20 protein-coding genes and 1 pseudogene are annotated in these 17,040 nt (G+C 69.7%); 12 read left to right on the forward strand and 9 right to left on the reverse strand.

Features of this window, described 5'->3' with window-relative positions; translation table 11 throughout:
* Positions 1–63: 63 nt before the first annotated feature.
* The 3 genes from ON19_RS22200 (at position 64) to ON19_RS22210 (ending at position 2,344) form a co-directional block, all read left to right on the forward strand.
* Entirely contained in the window at positions 64–975 is a 912-nt protein-coding gene (locus tag ON19_RS22200) for an oxygenase MpaB family protein (RefSeq protein ID WP_051169169.1), read from the forward strand.
* Between the two features lie 496 nt (positions 976–1,471).
* On the forward strand, positions 1,472–1,885 hold the full coding sequence (locus ON19_RS22205; protein WP_043696123.1) for an arsenate reductase ArsC: 414 nt from the start codon (positions 1,472–1,474) through the stop codon (positions 1,883–1,885).
* Positions 1,886–1,939: 54 nt separating this feature from the next.
* A complete protein-coding gene (locus ON19_RS22210) occupies positions 1,940–2,344 on the forward strand; it encodes a VOC family protein (RefSeq protein WP_043696126.1) in 405 nt (134 codons plus the stop codon).
* Here the strand turns inward: ON19_RS22210 and ON19_RS22215 are convergent.
* Together ON19_RS22215 and ON19_RS22220 are read right to left on the reverse strand one after the other, a co-directional pair.
* A complete protein-coding gene (locus ON19_RS22215) occupies positions 2,272–3,066 on the reverse strand; it encodes a helix-turn-helix transcriptional regulator (RefSeq protein ID WP_043696129.1) in 795 nt (264 codons plus the stop codon). The two genes, ON19_RS22210 and ON19_RS22215, sit on opposite strands and share 73 nt — an antisense overlap.
* A gap of 192 nt (positions 3,067–3,258) precedes the next feature.
* Positions 3,259–3,753, reverse strand: coding sequence for a hypothetical protein (locus ON19_RS22220; protein WP_157229784.1), 495 nt, complete (start codon positions 3,751–3,753; stop codon positions 3,259–3,261).
* Positions 3,754–4,264: 511 nt separating this feature from the next.
* Here ON19_RS22220 and ON19_RS22225 point away from each other — a divergent pair.
* The 3 genes from ON19_RS22225 to ON19_RS22235 all read left to right on the forward strand — a co-directional run bounded on the left by ON19_RS22225 (position 4,265) and on the right by ON19_RS22235 (position 7,284).
* Entirely contained in the window at positions 4,265–5,662 is a 1,398-nt protein-coding gene (locus ON19_RS22225; protein ID WP_227954651.1) for a bifunctional lysylphosphatidylglycerol flippase/synthetase MprF, read from the forward strand.
* A gap of 30 nt (positions 5,663–5,692) precedes the next feature.
* Positions 5,693–6,631: a serine/threonine dehydratase gene (locus tag ON19_RS22230; protein WP_043696134.1), complete on the forward strand. Its 939-nt coding sequence runs from the start codon at positions 5,693–5,695 to the stop codon at positions 6,629–6,631.
* A gap of 122 nt (positions 6,632–6,753) precedes the next feature.
* On the forward strand, positions 6,754–7,284 hold the full coding sequence (locus tag ON19_RS22235) for a thioredoxin family protein (protein WP_255218403.1): 531 nt from the start codon (positions 6,754–6,756) through the stop codon (positions 7,282–7,284).
* On the opposite strand, the gene ON19_RS22240 is transcribed toward ON19_RS22235, so the two are convergent.
* A complete protein-coding gene (locus ON19_RS22240; protein ID WP_083899545.1) occupies positions 7,265–8,056 on the reverse strand; it encodes a DJ-1/PfpI family protein in 792 nt (263 codons plus the stop codon). The genes ON19_RS22235 and ON19_RS22240 overlap by 20 nt on opposite strands.
* A 93-nt stretch (positions 8,057–8,149) precedes the next feature.
* Between ON19_RS22240 and ON19_RS44720 the strand changes: the two are divergent.
* The 3 genes and pseudogenes from ON19_RS44720 to ON19_RS22255 all read left to right on the forward strand — a co-directional run.
* Positions 8,150–8,500: pseudogene (locus ON19_RS44720) on the forward strand (ester cyclase); the annotation flags it as partial.
* A gap of 31 nt (positions 8,501–8,531) precedes the next feature.
* Entirely contained in the window at positions 8,532–8,708 is a 177-nt protein-coding gene (locus ON19_RS42930) for a hypothetical protein (RefSeq protein WP_169334202.1), read from the forward strand.
* A gap of 70 nt (positions 8,709–8,778) precedes the next feature.
* Positions 8,779–9,699 carry a hypothetical protein gene (locus ON19_RS22255; RefSeq protein WP_043696147.1) on the forward strand — a complete coding sequence of 307 codons (921 nt, stop codon included), beginning with the start codon at positions 8,779–8,781 and terminating at the stop codon, positions 9,697–9,699.
* Here ON19_RS22255 and ON19_RS22260 read toward each other — a convergent pair.
* The gene (locus ON19_RS22260) at positions 9,696–10,889 is read right to left on the reverse strand and encodes an MFS transporter (RefSeq protein ID WP_043696150.1); all 1,194 of its coding nucleotides are present in this window, start codon (positions 10,887–10,889) and stop codon (positions 9,696–9,698) included. The genes ON19_RS22255 and ON19_RS22260 overlap by 4 nt on opposite strands.
* 83 nt (positions 10,890–10,972) lie before the next feature.
* Between ON19_RS22260 and ON19_RS22265 the strand changes: the two genes are divergently transcribed.
* A complete protein-coding gene (locus ON19_RS22265) occupies positions 10,973–11,413 on the forward strand; it encodes a MarR family winged helix-turn-helix transcriptional regulator (RefSeq protein ID WP_051169170.1) in 441 nt (146 codons plus the stop codon).
* Here ON19_RS22265 and ON19_RS22270 read toward each other — a convergent pair.
* Positions 11,385–12,047: a dihydrofolate reductase family protein gene (locus ON19_RS22270; RefSeq protein ID WP_227954650.1), complete on the reverse strand. Its 663-nt coding sequence runs from the start codon at positions 12,045–12,047 to the stop codon at positions 11,385–11,387. The two genes, ON19_RS22265 and ON19_RS22270, sit on opposite strands and share 29 nt — an antisense overlap.
* Positions 12,048–12,155: 108 nt before the next feature.
* The gene (locus tag ON19_RS22275) at positions 12,156–13,118 is read right to left on the reverse strand and encodes a GlxA family transcriptional regulator (RefSeq protein WP_043696152.1); all 963 of its coding nucleotides are present in this window, start codon (positions 13,116–13,118) and stop codon (positions 12,156–12,158) included.
* Between the two features lie 153 nt (positions 13,119–13,271).
* Between ON19_RS22275 and ON19_RS22280 the strand changes: the two genes are divergently transcribed.
* Complete coding sequence (locus ON19_RS22280) at positions 13,272–13,727, forward strand: hypothetical protein (protein WP_043696418.1); 456 nt, start codon at positions 13,272–13,274, stop codon at positions 13,725–13,727.
* Positions 13,728–13,730: 3 nt separating this feature from the next.
* Here the strand turns inward: ON19_RS22280 and ON19_RS22285 are convergent, their stop codons facing one another.
* Entirely contained in the window at positions 13,731–14,636 is a 906-nt protein-coding gene (locus tag ON19_RS22285; protein WP_051169171.1) for a universal stress protein, read from the reverse strand.
* A 76-nt stretch (positions 14,637–14,712) separates the two neighbouring features.
* Positions 14,713–15,111, reverse strand: a complete 399-nt coding sequence (locus ON19_RS22290) for a hypothetical protein (protein WP_043696155.1) — start codon at positions 15,109–15,111, stop codon at positions 14,713–14,715.
* A 219-nt stretch (positions 15,112–15,330) separates the two neighbouring features.
* Between ON19_RS22290 and ON19_RS22295 the strand changes: the two genes are divergently transcribed.
* Positions 15,331–16,239 (forward strand): EamA family transporter, encoded by a 909-nt coding sequence (locus ON19_RS22295; protein WP_051169172.1) that lies wholly within the window; start codon positions 15,331–15,333, stop codon positions 16,237–16,239.
* A gap of 26 nt (positions 16,240–16,265) precedes the next feature.
* On the opposite strand, the gene ON19_RS22300 is transcribed toward ON19_RS22295, so the two are convergent.
* The gene (locus tag ON19_RS22300; protein WP_051169173.1) at positions 16,266–17,018 is read right to left on the reverse strand and encodes a helix-turn-helix transcriptional regulator; all 753 of its coding nucleotides are present in this window, start codon (positions 17,016–17,018) and stop codon (positions 16,266–16,268) included.
* Positions 17,019–17,040: the final 22 nt, after the last annotated feature.

The raw sequence follows: 17,040 nt of genomic DNA on the forward strand, positions 1-17,040 counted from the left end.
CGATGAGAGATTGTTAGGGTTATCATCTCATTGTATAACTTCGGCCGATCAAGGGAGATCACGATGACCGCGTCCGTCGCACGCGAAACCACCGGCGCGCGAACGCTGCCGCCCCGCCGCCCGATCGAACCGGGCACGCAGATGTGGGACCAGACCGGACTGGTCACCTTCTCCCTCACCGCGGGTTCGGCCTTCCTTCTGCAGACCATGGAGCCGACCATCTCCGCGGTGGTGGACGAGTACTCCACCTTCCGCACCGACCCGATGGGCCGCGCCATGCGCAGCCTGGCGTCGGTGATGATGTGGGTCTACGGCGGCGAGGAGGCGCTCGCCGAGGCCGACCGGCTGCGCGAGCTGCACGCGTCGCTGAACACCACCGACGCCAACGGCGTCCGGCACACCGCGCTGTCCAGCGCCCCGTGGGCCTGGGTGCTGCACACCGGAACGTTCGCCTTCACCGAGAGCGCCAAGTACTTCGCCAAGCGCCCGCTCACCGAGGCGGACAAGGAGGCGTACTTCCAGGAGACACTGCAGCTGTTGCGCAATTTCTCGGTGGCGCCCAAGGAAATCCCCGCGAACTACGCCGAGTTCGAGAAGTTCTTCGACGACACCGTCGCGAACCATCTGGTCGCCACCGACACCGCGCGTGATTACCTGCGGGTGATCCGCTCCGTGGCTGCGCCGAAGCAGCTGCCGCGTGCCCTGCATCCGGCCTGGAAAGCGGCGGTGGCGCCGATCGGCCGGCTCCAGCACTTCGTGACGGTCGGCACCACGCCCGAGGTCGCCCGGCAGAAGCTGGGACTGACCTGGACCGCGGCCGACGAACGCAAGCTCCGCGTGCTCGGCTGGCTCATCGCGCGACTGGTCCCGCTGTTGCCGGAGCGGTTGCGCTATTTCCCGATCGCCTACGAAGCACGCCGCCTCGAACGCGACCGGCAGCGGCTGCGCAAGATGATCGACCTGCGTCCGATCTGACCCATCCGGCGCGAGCCGCTGCCCGGCGGAAGTCCCGCCAGGTCATCTATCGCGCTGAACTCCCGCCACACCCCGGTCGACCCGCGTCGACCGGGGTTGCGCTGTTTGAAGGCCGAACGTGAAGCACACACCGGACGTCCTTCGCGCATTGCCTCGCATGTGCCGGACTTTCGCAAATGGCAATTGCTCTGCCGGTCCCGACGGCACGCTTCCGACGAAGCGTTCCCGTACGTCCCGGTGGGCAGGCACTGCGGAACTACTGTCCAGTCCACTCCGGCGCCGCTGCGCCCGCAGGGACCGCAAGAGCTGTGCCGCAACGGATTCGAGCCGCTGACCTGCGCTGCTCGTCCGCGCGGACACGCGAGGGCACGGCGCGCCGTAACGATCCACGGCGCGCTGGTATACGTATCTCGTACGCTACGACAGCGTTTCGGCTCACCGCAGCCGGACCGCAGGCACACTCATGCTCCACCTTGCACATCGAAAGGCGCTCTCCATGTCCCACAAGCCCAGTGTGCTGTTCGTCTGCGTGCACAACGCGGGCCGCTCGCAAATGGCCGCCGGGTTCCTCACCGCCCTCGCGGGTGACCGGTTCGACGTGCGGTCGGCGGGCAGCGCGCCCGCCGAGACACTCAACACCATCGTGGTGGACGCCATGGCCGAAATCGGCATCGACATCTCCGGCCGCACCCCCAAACCGCTCACCATGGACGCGATCGGCATCTCCGACGTGGTGGTCACCATGGGCGCGGGCGATGCCTGCCCGTTCTTCCCCGGCATCAGCTACCGCGACTGGATGCTGCCGGATCCAGCGGACCAGACCATCGACGTGGTGCGTACCATTCGCGACCGCATCCGCATCCTGGTGGAGAACCTGATCGCCGAACTCGTCCCGGCGCCGGCACGCTGAGCACTGTCCGATTCGTTCAAGACGGCTCGGCGTGGCACTGCCTACGCTGCGGATATGACACCACAACTCGACGTCATCGGCATCGTCGTCAGTGACATGGCCGCCTCGGTGGCCTTCTATCGCCGTCTCGGGCTCGACTTCCCGGCGGCCTCCGAACAGGAAGGGCACGCCGAGGCGGCCCTGCCCAGCGGTTTGCGGCTCACGCTCGACACCGAAGCCGTCATCGCGTCTTTCCACACCGGGTGGACGCCGCCGACTGCCGCGGGCCGCCTCGGGATCGCCTTCCGGTGCGCCGATCCCGCCGAAGTAGACGCCGTGTACACCGAACTCGTGGAGGCGGGGTACCACGGCGAGTTGAAGCCGTGGGACGCCTTCTGGGGGCAGCGCTACGCCGTTGTGCTCGACCCCGACGGCAACGGCGTCGACCTGTACGCCGCGCTGCCCACCGGCGCCGAATAGCCGGCGAGAGCACGCTCGGACCGGGCGAGCAGTTCCCCCATCGAGACTCCCGCCAGTGCGCGCACCTCGCGGGACAGGTGCGCTTGGTCGGCGAACCCCGCCAGCGTCGCGGTGTCGGCGAGCGGCACGCCGCCGCGTGCCGCGGCCAGTGCGCGTTGCATGCGCAGCACTCTGGCCAGAGTCTTGGGGCCGTAACCGAAAGCGTCCACGCAGCGCCGGTGCAGGGTGCGCTCGCCGAGCCCCGCCGCCTCGGCGACCGCCACCACCGGCCGACCGGCCTCCAGCGCGCCGACCACCCGCCGCAGGAGCGGATCGGCCGGTTCGGCGTCGGCCGCGCGCCGCAGCACGATTGCTTCGAGCGCTGCCGCCGGATCGTCGGCGTCCGCCAGCCGTCCGACCAGCGACCGGACCGTCGCAGACGGCCACAGCTGGGTGAGATCGACCCGTTGATCGCGTAACTCGCGTGCGGAGACGCCGAGCAACGCGGGCGCGGTGCCCGGGAAGAATCGGACGCCGATGTACCGACCGCCCGGCGACACCCCGGGGTGGTGGGCGCGGGTGTCCGGCCCCGCGACGATCAGCCGACCGGCCATCCAGATCAGATCCATGCACCCGTCGGGCAGCACCGGCAGCGCCGGGCCACGGCCATCGACGGTCTTGGTCCACAGCACGGCGCCCTCGTACCGCGATGGCCGCTCGTGATAGGCGGCGACCTCGTTCACGCCGCCGACGCTACTCCGGCTTACCGACAGGCCGCGCGCGCCGTGGTCACTGATCCCGACCGTCGGCCGACGGATCCGGTGCGCAACCAGCTCACCCGCCTGATGGTGTCGCAAGCGTGCGGGCGTCCCGGGTCTACCGGCTGGTCGCGGTGCGCGCCCGAGCAGGCCGGGCACCCGCCGATGGACGGAGGGTCAGCGCTGCGGCGGTGCGATCGGGACGATTTCGCGCGGCACCACCCGCAGGTAGGGATCGCGGTGAGCCGCAGCGATCTTCGATTCCGGATCTTTGCACGCGACGGTGACGTCACTGTTCGGCGCGGAGGAAAACGTCCACACCGTCACCCATTCCGCTCCGCCGATCGTCTCGGTCTTCTTCGCATCCGACGAGCGCAGATCTTCGTTCCGCCCGGAACTATCGGTCACCGCGCAGCGAATGGCGTTCGCGGCCGGCCCCCACGCCGCGGGCGCCTTGATATCGAGCACCGCATCGGCGGGTACGGGGACTTTCTTCGCTTCGCCCAGCAAAATCCGGATGCCGCTGTCCGCCGCCGCCTCGTCACGCGCCTCGCTCATCGTCACCGGAGCACTCGGGGCCGCGGCGGCACTCGTAGATGTCGATTCCCCGCTCGCGGACGGGTCGTCGGAACACCCGGCCACGGTGGCGGCGACCAGCGCGGGGATCGCCATCCAGCTCATTTTCACAGTCAGACCTCTCGTCGTGCCCACTCACCAGGCGATTGGTTCGGATCAGCCAGGCACTGAGCATGACAACGAGGGAGAAGAAAATCTTGGATACACGCCGAGAAATCGGCAATCCGACCGCAATTGCCCGAAAGAGCCCCACAGAGAAAGAAATAAGGTTCAATTACCGATCCCTCGACCGGATCACAGATCATCTCCGGGCAATCCTGGCGTGCTCTTCTTCATGGACGCCTCCGGCCTGCGCCCGTGGTCGGCCGAACGGTCGCGCGCGACGCGTTCTTCGCGGCGCGCGGTCCACTGCGCGCGGCGCTCACCCGGCAGAAGGCGATCGAGGACGTGAACGGCTTCGCGCAGCCCCGGTCAGCGGCCGATTCGGAAAGGCATTACCCCTCGAACCGACGGGTCCGGATAGTGTGTCCGTAGGCGATCATCTGGAGGGCCACCATGGCGAAAGTGTCGTGGGCAGCGGAACGCGTGAGCGGATCAGGTCCGGCTCGTGGCTGACGGACCGGGAACCTCGGGCTCGCGCACGTTGCGCGCCGCCAGGCTCAGCGGCTACCGGGAAGCCGCCTTCACCACCACGCCCGCGACGCGCACCGCGCTGATCATCGCGGCGCTCATCATCGCGGTGGTGCTGGCCTACGAATCCGATGCCACCTCCCAGGACGGCGTCGACCACGGCTGGCTCGTCGCCCTCGCGCTGTCCGGCGTGTTCATCGCCCGCGGGCTGCATCTGCGGCGGCCGATCACCCTTCCGCACGTCACGGCGACGGTGCTGGTCGTGGTCGTCGCCCACCTCGCCTACCGCGCCGAGCATCCCGGCGCGGGCTTCGTCCTGCTCGCCGCCACCGGCTTCGTCCTGGTGCGACCGTTGCCGAGCAAACCGCAGCCCGAACAGTTGTATCGCGTGGCCGAACTGGTGCGCCGCACCGAGGGCGACCCGCTGGCGCCGTTCGCCCTGCATTCCGCCAAGACCTACTTCTTCGACTCGTCCTCGACCGCCGCCATCGGCTATCGCACCCGCTTCGGCGTCGCCGTCGTGGCGGGCGATCCGATCGGCGACCGCGCCGCGTTCCCGGAGCTGATCACGGCGTTCTCCGAATTCGCGGTCGACCACGGCTGGCGCGTCGCTGTGCTGGGCGCGAGCCCGGAACTGGCCGAGCTGTGGCGGCTGCGAGCGCTCGAGCACCGCGGGTTGCACGCGGTTCCGATCGGGCGCGACGTGGTGCTCGACGTGCACGAGTTCAACCTGGTCGGCCGCAAGTTCCGCAACCTGCGCCAGGCCGTGAGCCGCACCAAGAACTTCGGCGTCAGCACCGAGGTGGTGGCCGAATCCGCGCTCACCGAGGCGCGGCGGCGGGAACTGCTGGCCATCGTCGACGAATGGCAACACGGCAGGCAGTCCCGCGGTTTCTCGATGATCCTGGACCATCTGCTGGACGGGCGGAACCCGAACATGCTGGTGGTCATCGCCAACCAGGAGAACGGCAGCCCCGCGGGCTTCCAGCGCTACGGCACCTCCGGGCGGGGGCGGGAACTGAGTCTCGACGTGCCGTGGCGGCGCAAGGACGCGCCCAACGGCCTGGACGAACGCATGATCGTCGATCTGGTCGAGTACGCCGCCGAGCACGACATCCGCCGGATCTCGCTGGCTTTCGCCCCGTTCCCGGAACTGTTCGCCGAGAAGCGGAAATCCCGCACGACGCGGGCGGGCCTCTACCTGCTGGCCCATCTGGGTGATCCGCTGATCCGGCTGGAATCGCTCTACCGTTTCCTGCGCAAGTTCCACGCGCTGTCGGATGAGCGCTACGTGCTGGTCCGCTGGCGCGAGGTGCTCGTCGCCGCCGCGGCGCTGCTCACCCTCGAGTTCGCGCCGCACCGCCGCGAGTATTGAGCGTCGACCGACCGTGCCCCGAGGAGATTCATGGAACTGACCCACAGCGACGTCAAGGCCGCGGCGGAACGGGTGGCCGGGCTGGTCCGACCGGTCGCGATGGCGCAGGCCGACCATGCGGGCGAGCTGTGGTTCGCGCTGGAGTTCCTTCAGCACACCGGAAGCTTCAAAGCTCGCGGCGCGCTCAATTTCCTGCTCACGCACCGGGAGAACGGCACGCTTGCGCCGGTGGGCGTGACGATCGCCTCGGGCGGCAACGCCGGACTGGCCTGTGCGTGGGCGGCTCGCAGTCAGGGCGTTCCCGCCACGGTGTTCCTGCCGACCACGGCGCCGCGCGTCAAAGTAGACCGCCTCGCCTCCTACGGCGCCGACGTCCGTCTGGTGGGCACCCAATACGCCGACGCGCTGGCGGCCAGCCGCGATTTCGCCGACGCCACCGGCGCCCTGCTCTCGCACGCCTATGACAACCCCCTCATCGCCGCGGGCGCGGGCACCTTGATGACGGAGATCCACGAGCGGATTCCGGATCTCGACACCGTCGTGGTCGCCGTCGGTGGAGGCGGATTGTTCTCGGGTGTCGCCACCGCCGCCGCCCACTACGGCGTCCGGACCGTCGCCGTGGAGCCCGTTCGTTGCCGCGCGCTGCACGCGGCGATCGCGGCCGGAGAAGTCGTCGACGTCGAGGTCGACTCGGTCGCCGCCGACTCACTCGGCGCCCGGCGGGCCGCGGAGATGGCGCTGACGGCCGCACGGCGCTACGAGGTGGACTCGGTGCTCGTCGACGACGCCGCGATCGTCGCCGCGCGCCGCGGTCTGTGGGAGGAACGCCGACTCGCCGTCGAGCACGGTGCGGCCACCGCCCTTGCGGCGGTACTCGCCGAGAAGCCCGCGTTCCGGCCCGCGCCGGGCGAGCGGGTGTGCGTGGTGCTCTGCGGAGCGAACACCGATCCGTCGGATCTGGCCAGGTAGGACCGGCCGCCACGCCGTGTGACGGTTCGTCCGCGTATTTCCGACGAATCGGACGACACGGCGTTAGGCTCGCTGTCGTCTTCGATCCCGACGGAAGGCACACCATGGCGCATACCTCACACATGGTTCCCATCGGCACCCCGCTACCCGACTTTTCCCTTCCCGATCTCGACCAGCGGATCTACTCCCGGGACGACTTCGCCGACGGGCCGGGTCTGTTGGTCGTCTTCGCCTGCAACCACTGCCCCTACGTCAAGCACATCGAGGCGGCGCTCGGCGAACTGGTCGACTCGCTGCCGTCCATGCCGACCGTGGCGATCTGCACCAACGACGCGTCCGCCTACCCCGACGACGCGCCGTTGCGTCTGCGCGACCAGGCGATCCGCGCGGGGTGGACCTTTCCCTACCTCGTCGACGAGGCCCAGGACGTGGGCCGGGCTTTCCGCGCCGCCTGCACCCCCGACTTCTTCCTCTACGACGCGAACCTCGAACTCGCCTACCGTGGCGCCTTCGACGAATCGACGCCCGGAAACGGGAAACCACTGACCGGAAACGACTTGCGCACGGCCGTCGAAGCCGTGCTCGCGGGCGAGCCGGCCCCGGAACCGCACCGGCCGAGCATGGGTTGCTCGATCAAGTGGCGAGACGCCTGAGTCCCTTCCCCCGTTCGCGCACCCGGCGAACCGCGGCGCGCCATGCCAGCTGCGGCACGGCGGCCGACAACTTGGCGAACTCCCCGAGGTTGTCCGGCTCGATCACGGTACGGGCCTGCTGGGCGGTGGCGGCGAGCCGGACCGCGCGCGACGCCTTGCCGACGTGGCCCGCGTCGTACGGCGGCTGCGGGTCGTATTCGATGATCAGCTGAGCCGTTTCGGCTTGCTCCGCGCCGAAGGTCTCCCCCACCAGCCACAACGCCAGGTCGATGCCCGCGGAGACCCCCGCGGCCGTGACGATCCTTCCGTCGCGCACGATCCGTTCGTCCGGTCTGGCGTCGGCCCCGAGCCCGCGCAACGCGGACTGCGCCAGCCAGTGCGTCGTGGCGGGCCGTCCGTTCAACAGACCGGCGGCGGCCAGCACCAGCGAACCCGTGCACACCGACGTCGTCCAGCGGGTGCCCCGGTGCGCGTTGCGCAGCCAGGCCAGCAGCGCGTCGTCGACCGCGGCCGCCGCCGAGCCGGGACCGCCGGGCACGAGCAGGATGTCCGGCGCGGGCGTCTCGTCGAACGAATGCGTGGCGCCCAGCAGCAGTACTCCGCTGTCGGTCGTGATCGGCCCCGGCTCGTGCCAGACGAAGCGGATCCGGGCGCCCGGCGCGAAGCGCAACACCTCGTACGGCCCGATCGCGTCGAGCGCGGTCATCCCCGGGTAGGTCACGATCGCGATCCGCACCGCCTTGCCCGGTACGCGCCCTTCGGATCCGGTCATCGTCGACCCCGTTCGCCGAAACTCTGTGAGAAGAGAAGAGAACCAGCGTTTCATTGTGCCGAACCGGTGTCAATCGCCGCCGGGAGCGCCATGATGTGCGCAGCGGAGCAACTCCGCTGTGTTCCGAGGAAAGGACTACCGGTGACCAACCCAAGCGACCCGAGCTCGGTCGCGCGTCGCTATGTCGAGGCGATCGGCGAGCAGGACTGGCAGACCGTCGCGGACTGCTGGCGGCCCGGCGCGCTCGACGTGTTCGTCGGCGTCGCCGATCTGCGCGCTCCGGACGAGATCGTGGCCTTCTTCCGCGACGTGCATGCCGCGGTCCCCGACCTGACGGTGCACATCCTCTCGGTCACCGCGCAGGACGAGCGTGCCGTGGTGCACTGGCGGATGCGGGGCCGGTTCGACGGCACCGCGACGCTGATCGGATTGGCGCCGAACGGAAGACGGCTCGACCTGCTCGGACGTGTTCGTCGTGCGCGAGGGGCTGATCGAGTCGAACACCGCGATCGTCAACGGGCTCGACCTCGCCCGGCAGCTCGCCGTCCTGCCCCCGCAGCACTCGATCGCCGAGCGAGTGCTGTTCGGGCTCGCCAATTCGGTTGCCCCACTCGGCAAAGCGATCCGCGCGAGGAACCGTTCCGGACGATGATCCGGTGCTGCCGAACCGGCCGCGGTGAGGGACACTGTTCCCGACATCGGGGATCGAAAGGGGTGGAACGGTGGCGACGATCGTCCTCGTACACGGCATCGCGCAGGAACAGGAATCGGCCGACACGTTGGAGGCGCGCTGGTTGCCCGGACTCGCGGGCGGGGTACGCAACCACGGCGCCCCCGAGCTCGCGGATCGCCTGTGGCGCAATGGTTCCCCCGGTGACTTGTCGACCCGTATGGCCTTCTACGGCAACAAGTTCCTGGTCGAGGGCGCGCAGGGCACAGGGACCGAACTCGATGACGCGCAACTCGACCTGATGGAACAGCTCGCCGCCGAATGGCTGGCGACCGCCGCGGTCCACGCGGGCGACGAGCGTGACCGGGCGACCGCACGCCGCCTCGGCACCGCCCCGCCACCGGACGCGGTGGCGCAGGGGCCGCAGGCAAGCCTGCGGCCCGCGCTCAACGCGCTGATGCGGTTGCGGTGGTTCGCGCCGTTCGGTTTCGGGTTGGCGCAGAAGTTCGTCATCCGCGCCCTGTCCCAGGTCGCCCGCTACTTCACCGACGACGAGGTGCGCGAGTACGCCCAGCGGCAGGTGCTCGACCAGGTCGGTCCAGACACCCGCCTGGTCGTCGCGCATTCGCTCGGCAGCGTGGTGGCCTACGAGGCGCTGCACCGCACCGACCATCCGGTGACCTTGCTGACCATGGGCTCGCCGCTCGGCCTGCGCACGGTTGTCTACGACCGGCTGCGCCCGCAGCCGAGCACCGTGCCGAAATCGGTGACGGGCTGGCACAACCTGGTGGACGAGGACGATCTCGTGGCGGCGCACCTGGACCTCACGCCGTTCTTCCCGCCCTGTCCCGGCGGCGCCGTCGTTCCGGTCACCGCGCAGTACTTCGACAACGGCGCGTCGCCGCACGACTCCACCAGCTATCTGATCAAAGCGGTCACCGGCGGCATCGTCGCGAAAGCACTCGGCCACTAGCTGCTCTCGAATTCCTTTGCGAGCGCGATTGTTCGACGGCCGGCACCGACCCGGCGGTCACGCCGGAGCAGGTACACCGCGACAACGACGCCCAGGCCGGTGAGTGCCGCGCCGACCAGGTAGAGCGACCGCAGACCCGTCCCGTCGCCGAGGACCCAGCCGCCGATCCGGCCCGCGCCCGCCGCGGCGAGCTGGAATCCCGACGCGTTCACCGCGACGGCCAGGGTCGGCGCCGCCGTGGCCGCGGCGATCACCCGGGTCTGCATACCCGGGATGATCGCGAAGGCCAGCGCACCGAGTGCGAAGATCAGCGGCGCGACGAGGATCCAGGCGTCATCCGCCGTCCAGAGCAGGACCAGCACAATGCCGAGCGCCGCGAGCAGCGTGGTCACCGAGGGCAGCAGCGCCCGATCGGCGAGCTTGCCGCCGAGCTGGTTGCCGACCACCGCGCCGAAGCCGTAGACCAGCAGCAGGATCGGCACCGCCCGCGCGGGAAAGCCGGCGACTTCGGTGAGCAGCGGCGTGATGTAGGTGAAGACCATGACCACGCCGATATTTCCGACGGCGGTGAGCGCCAGCGCCCAGAGCACATCACGATCGGTGAACACGCGCAGTTCCCGCCCGATCGAACCGGCGGCCGACCCCGGCGAGTCCGGCATGAAGCGCAGCACCAGGGGAAGCGCCAGCGTGGCGCACAGCGCCACGGACGCGAAAGTCGCTCGCCAGCCCAGGCTCTGGCCGATGGCCGCGCCGAGCGGCGTTCCGAGGACGATGCCCAGATTCATCCCGAGGGCCACCCGCGCCACCGCCACGGCTTCGGATCCAGGCCGAGCGGTCGACACGGCCGTGGCGATCGCGACCGCGAAGAAGGTGGCGACGACGGAACCCGCCGCACCGCGCATCACCAGCAGCACCACGTAATTCGGCGCAACCGCCGAACCCGCGTTCGCCACTGTCGATACCAGCACCAACCCGATGACCAACGGCTTGCGCGCCACCCGCGCGGTCAGCACGGTGACCACCGGACCGCCGACGATCATGCCGACCGCATACGCCGTCACCAGCGCGCCGGCCGCGGCCACCGAGACGGCCAAGCCGTCCGCGACCTCGGGCAGGATGCCCGCGATCACGAATTCGCCGGTGGTCAGGCTGAATACGACGAGCATGAGAGAGAACACCGCGGACCGCATCACACACCTTCCAGATAGTTCTAACTGTAATGATTTGAACTAGAACTATCACAGTTCGAACCGAAGACGCTAGACTCGGTGCAATGACACGGCAGCCGGACCCCGTGGTGGACACCGAACTCGACCGCGACGTGTGCAAGCTGGTGCACCAGTTCACCCACCGGCTCGACGTGCACGTCCGCCGCGTCGCCGAGCAACTCGACCTCACCCCTTCGCAAGTGATCGCCCTGCGCGAACTCTCCGAGGCGATCACCGCCAGGGAGCTGGCGGCGCGAATGTCGTGCGAGCCGTCCAACGCGACCTTCGTGCTGGACCGGCTCGAGCAGCAGGGCCTGGTCCGCCGCGAGCCGCATCCCACCGACCGGCGCGCGAAACAGATCGTGCTGACACCGGCCGGTCAGCGGCGGCGGGACGAGGCGCTCGAATTGCTCGGCGCGAACTCACCGCTGATCGCACTGACCGACGCTCAGCAAGAGGCCCTGCGCGATCTCTTGCTCACCATGGCCGCCGATACCGAGAGCTGATCGAGGCCCGCCCTACGCGCCTACCGAACACTTTGCGACAGATGGGCTTTCGCGTCCTCGTAGCCCCCAGCGGGCGCCGCCTCGTCGCGGGTGTAGACCAGGTGCGCACGCCGGTGTCGAAGGTCTCCGAGGACAGCAGCCGCAGCGCGACCGTGGGCGCGCCGTCCTGGAACAGGCGCTCGCCCTTGCCGACCGCGATCGGGTGCACCAGCAGGTGCAGCTCGTCCAACAGCCCGGCGGCCTGCAGCTGACGGACGACCGAGACCGAGCCGCTCATGCCGATGTCCCCGCCCGGTTCCTTCTTCAGCGCCGTCACCGCTTCGAGCAGGTCGCCGCGCAGCACTTCGGAATTGCGCCAGGTGAAGTCGAGATCCTGGCGCGTCACCACGATCTTGCGCGCGTCGCCCAATTTCTTCGCGAACGCCGCGTCCGCATCGCCCGCCGCTTCGCGCTCCGGCCACGCACCCGCGAAGCTGTCATAGGTCTTGCGGCCCAGCAGCAGGGTGTCGGCGGCGCCGAGCTGGGCATCGACCGCCGCGCCCATGGCGTCGTCGAAGTACGGGAAGTGCCAGTCCTGCGGGTCCTCGATGACGCCGTCGAGGGCGACGAACAGACCTGCGGTGATTTTCCTCATGTGCGTTGCTCCTGGATCATGTGGCGGTTGCTGTCGCTTGATCCGACGGGGCGGCGCGCGAGAACTCATCGGTGGGCGTGCGCGATTCGGCTCCGCCCGAAGGCGTCGCTATCCGGCTCGGTGCACACCCGAACCGTGGAAGGCCGCCCGATAGCTGTGCGGACTCGTTCCGACCACCCGTTTGAAGCGATCGCGGAACGCGGTCGGCGAACCGAACCCGACCTGGCCCGCGATCCGGTCGACGGGATGGCTGGTGGCTTCGAGCAGATGCTGGGCCTGCCGGATACGCGCGCGCAGCAACCACTGCAACGGCGTGGTTCCGGTGTGCTCACGAAAGCGGCGGTTGAGCGTGCGGGTGCTCATCCCGGCGTGGGCGGCGATGTCGTCGAGGGACAGATCCCGCGCGCAGTTGTCCTGGATCCACCGCAGCACCGGCTCCAGCGCCGAGCCGCGCGGCGTCGGCGGCTGGTCGTGCACGATGAACTGCGCCTGTCCTCCTTCCCGCTCCAGCGGGACAACCGATTTCCTGGCCGCGTCGGCCGCGACCGCCGAGCCGTAGTCCTTGCGGATCATGTGCAGGCACATGTCGATTCCCGCCGCCGCGCCCGCCGAGGTGAGCAGCGAGCCGTTGTCCACGTACAGCACGTCGGGGTCCACGTCGATGGACGGGTGGTCGGCCGCGAGCGCCGCGGCGGCGAGCCAGTGCGTGGTGGCACGATGGCCGTCCAGCAATCCGGTCGCGGCCAGGATGAAGGCGCCGGAGCAGATCGACGCGATGCGGGTGCCCGCGGCCGCCGCCCGGCGCAGGGCGTCGATCACTTCGTCCGGCACCGGCAGGCCCGGGTCGGCGCAGCCCGGCACGACGATCGTGTCCGCCTCGGCCAGCGCCTCGAGCCCGCGCGGCGCCAGCAGCGTGAACACGCCCGCGTCGACCGTGGGCGCGCACGCGCAGACCAGCACGCGGTATGCCGGCCTGCCGTCGGGCAGCCGCGTGCGGCCGAATACCTCCACCGGCGTGGCCAGATCGAACGCGATCACGTGGTCCAGGGCGAGTACGACCACGGTGTGCATGGCAATAGCGTAGTAGGCCGTTCGATTCCGGCCAACGCTGATCACCTGGATTTTGCGGAATTTTCGCAGTTCACCATATTTGGCGAGAATTGATCGGTATGTGGCACTTTCGCCAATTCCTCCGGCACGTCATCCTGGCTAGTGTCGACCGCCGTGACGAAGTTCCTGCTCTCGGTCCACGTGCTCGCCGCGATCATCGCCGTAGGCCCCGTAACGGTGGCGGCCAGCATGTTTCCCGCCACCACCCGCCGCGCCCTCGCCGACCCCGGGACCGGGCACAGCCCCGCCGTCCTCGGTACGTTGCATCGCATCTGCCGGGTCTACGCCCTGCTCGGCCTCGTCGTTCCGGCCTTCGGTCTGCTCACCGCGCTCAGCCTCGGCGTACTCGGTGACACCTGGCTGGTGGTGTCGATCGGGCTGACCGCCGCCGCCGCGGGCGTGCTCGCGATGCTCGTGCTGCCGGGTCAGCAGAAGGTCCTGGCCGACATCACCGGGGCTACTCCCACGCTGATCCGCCGCCTCGCCATGGACGCCGGGGTGTTCAACCTGCTGTGGGCGGTGGTCACCGTCCTGATGATCGTCCGGCCGGGCTCCACGACCGGAGCGTGAGACTCAGTCGGGCAGGGTGCGGACCGCCATCGTGCGGCCGTGGACGATCATGATCGGGCAGGCCACCGACAGCAGCAGCGCCTGGCTGGTCGAGCCGAACAACATGCCTGCGAAGCCGCCGCGGCCCCGGCTGCCGACCACGAGCAATTGGGCCTGCTCGGAGCGTTCGAGCAGACAGCGCTCGGGCCGGTCGGTCACGATCTCGCGCCGGATCTCCACCTCGGGGAAACGCTCTTGCCATCCGGCAAGGCTTTCCGCGAGCACGATCTGCTTCTCGGCGTCGGCCTCGTGTTCGGCGCTCGCCGAAGGCACCTCGACGCCGGTCCACCCGTGCAGCGCAAGCAGGGGCACACTCCGCGCCGAGGCCTCGATCAGCGCCGCTTCGATGGCGGGTTCGCTGACCTCGGTGCCGTCCACACCGACGATGACCAGTTGCTTCCTGGCCTCCTCGGTGAGCGGCGCCCCCTCCCGGACCACGACCACCGGGCAGCGCGCCCGCCGCGCCAGCGCCGCACTGACCGACCCCAGCAGAGCACGCCGCACGGTGCCGCGTTCCCGGGTGCCGACGACCATCATCCGCGCCGGGCCGGTGCGGTCCAGCAGCGCAGGGCCGACCGGCTCGTGCACCAGCTCGGCGCGGACCTCGATGTCGTGCAAAGCGCGGACCGCGATGAGCGCCTCCTCGCGCGCGGTGTCCAGCACCCAGCGGCCGTGCCCCTCCAGTCGCGCGTAGTCGGTGCTGGTGAGCGGCTCGGTCACGCCGGGCCCGTAATCGGCGGCCGGGTCGAGAACGTGCACCAGACGCAGCGGCGCCCGGTGCTGCGCGGCGGCCTGCGCTCCCCACGCGACCGCCGCCGCGGAACCGGCGGACCCGTCCACACCGACGACGATCGGTCCGTTGCTTCGCATGCTCACTTCCTTTCCGGACGAAAGAATCGAGCTCGGCACCCGAAGCTACCGGCGCCGCGGACCGACGATGTCGGCCTCAACCGCCGAGAACGGCGCACGCATAGCCCAGATGGACGCCTTCACCGACCCGGAGGTCGATACTCGCCACGTAGGGCGGGTCCGGCTCCTGCACCGCACTGATCGTGTGCGGTCCCGCCGTGGCGGGCACCCAGTCGATCAGTGCGACACCGCCGGAAGGCCGGACCACACCGAACGGAATCCCGTTGTCGTAGAACACGACCGGCGTGACCACGTCGGTCACGGTGGCCCGCGCGGTGTAGAGACAGCCCGTCCCGTAGTTCGTCGCCAATCCGAAATTGACGCCGGGATACATCCCGACCTGGGTCACCGTGGCTCCGGCCGACGGCGGGTCGGCCATCGTGACCGCCACGATGGCTCCGATCGCCGCCGTTATCGCACCAACTCGTCTGCGCATTCGGGTGGTCCTGTCGGTCGTGATTCGCTCTTCGTCGAACGGGCGCCGGCCACGCGCACCGGCGCGACAAACTAGATCCTCACTCCCGCACGGCCTCGGCGGGGCGCGAACCGCCGAAACTCGATCGCATCGGCACATCCGGTGCCGCCTGATCGGGTCGTGTCGGCGCTGGATGGTTGTGTGTCCGGAGGTGTTCGGCGAGAACGACGGAGGTACGGCGTGGTGGCGATCGACTTCGAGCGGAGGGTGCGCGGAGCGAGGGCGGTGTCGGCCTGGCGTTCGGTCGCCGCCCAGGGGCTCGGCGGCGTACCGCCGACGGCACTGGTGCTGGCGGGGATCGTCAGCGTGCAGGTGGGCGCGGCGGTGGCGAAACAACTCTTCTCGACGACCGGCGCGGCCGGGGCGGTCATGCTGCGGCTGGTCTTCGCCGGCATCGTCCTGCTGGTGATCTGGCGCTCGTCGCTGCGGGTGGCGCGGGGTGCGCTACCGGTCGTGCTCGGGTACGGCGCGGTGCTCGCCCTGATGAACCTCTCGTTCTACGAGGCGATCGACCGGATTCCGCTCGGCATGGCGGTGACCATCGAATTCCTGGGACCGCTGACCGTCGCGCTCGCCGGATCGCGGCGCTGGATCGACCCGCTGTGGGCGGTGCTCGCCGGAGCCGGGGTGCTGCTGCTGACCCGAGCCGACGGCGACGTGGACTGGGCCGGCGTGCTGTTCGCGCTGGCCGCGGCGGCGTGCTGGGCGGGTTACATCCTGCTGAGCGCCGCGCTCGGCGAGCAGACCAGTGGCGGCGGCGGGCTGGCGCTCGCCATGGCCTTCGGCGGGCTGATCACGCTGCCGATCGGCATCGTCGACGCGGGCGCCGCGCTGTGGCAGCCCGCCGTGCTCGCCACCGGATTCGCGGTGGCGATGCTGTCGTCGGTCCTGCCGTATTCGGTGGAACTGGAAGCGCTGCGACGGATCCCGCCTCGCGTCTTCGGCGTGCTGATGAGCCTGGAGCCCGCAGTCGCGGCGATCGCGGGCTTGGTCGTCCTCGGCCAGGTCATGAACCTCGGGCAGTGGGCGGGCGTGGCGTGCGTGGTCGCGGCGTCGGCGGGGGCGACGCGGACCGAAGCGAAGGATTGAACCGGCGGCCGGGCGCGGACTCGTCCTCAGCGTGCCTGCTGCCGGGACTCGCCCGGCTGCCCGGCGTCGCGGTGTTCCTCACGCGCCGTCTCGGGGTCCTCCGCGATCAAGCTGCCGAGCAGGGCGAGCGAGCGCTCGGAGGGTGACCCCGGTTCCGGGTGGTAGGCGATCAGTATCTGGCCCGGCGCGCCGTTGACGCTGAACGTCTCGTAGGACAGCGCCAGATCGCCGACCATGGGGTTACGGAAATGTTTGACTCCCCCGGTCTTCGCTCGCACGTCGTGGCGTGCCCACAACTGCCGGAACTCCTCGCTCTTCAGCGACAGCTCCCCGACCAATTCGGTCAAGCGCGGATCGTCCAGGTCGGCGCCCGCGGTCGCCCGCAGGCTCGCGACGGTGTCGGCCGCGATGGTCGGCCAGTCGGCGTAGAGCTCGCGCGCCTCGGGGTCTAGGAAGACCATCCGCACCTGATTGACGCCCGGAACCGAGCACGAGTTGACCGCAGCCGCCAGCGAATTCGCCGCCAGAACGTCCAGGTATCTGCCGAGCACCAGCGCGGGCGTGTTCGGCCACGCGTTCATCAGCCGTACCAGCCCCGGCGCCGCCCGTTCGGGCCGTCGCGGCGCCCGCGATCGCTTGACCGTGGGCCGCGCCAGCTCCCGAAGATGCGCCGTGCCCTCCTCGTCCAGTGCGAACACTCGCGCCAGCGCGGCGATGACCTGTTCGGAGGGATGCCGGTCACGCCCCTGTTCCAGGCGCACGTAATAGTCGGCGCTCACCCCGGCGAGATGTCACCTATAC

The organism is Nocardia abscessus NBRC 100374, assembly GCF_000308455.1.
In the GTDB taxonomy this organism is placed as follows: domain Bacteria; phylum Actinomycetota; class Actinomycetes; order Mycobacteriales; family Mycobacteriaceae; genus Nocardia; species Nocardia abscessus.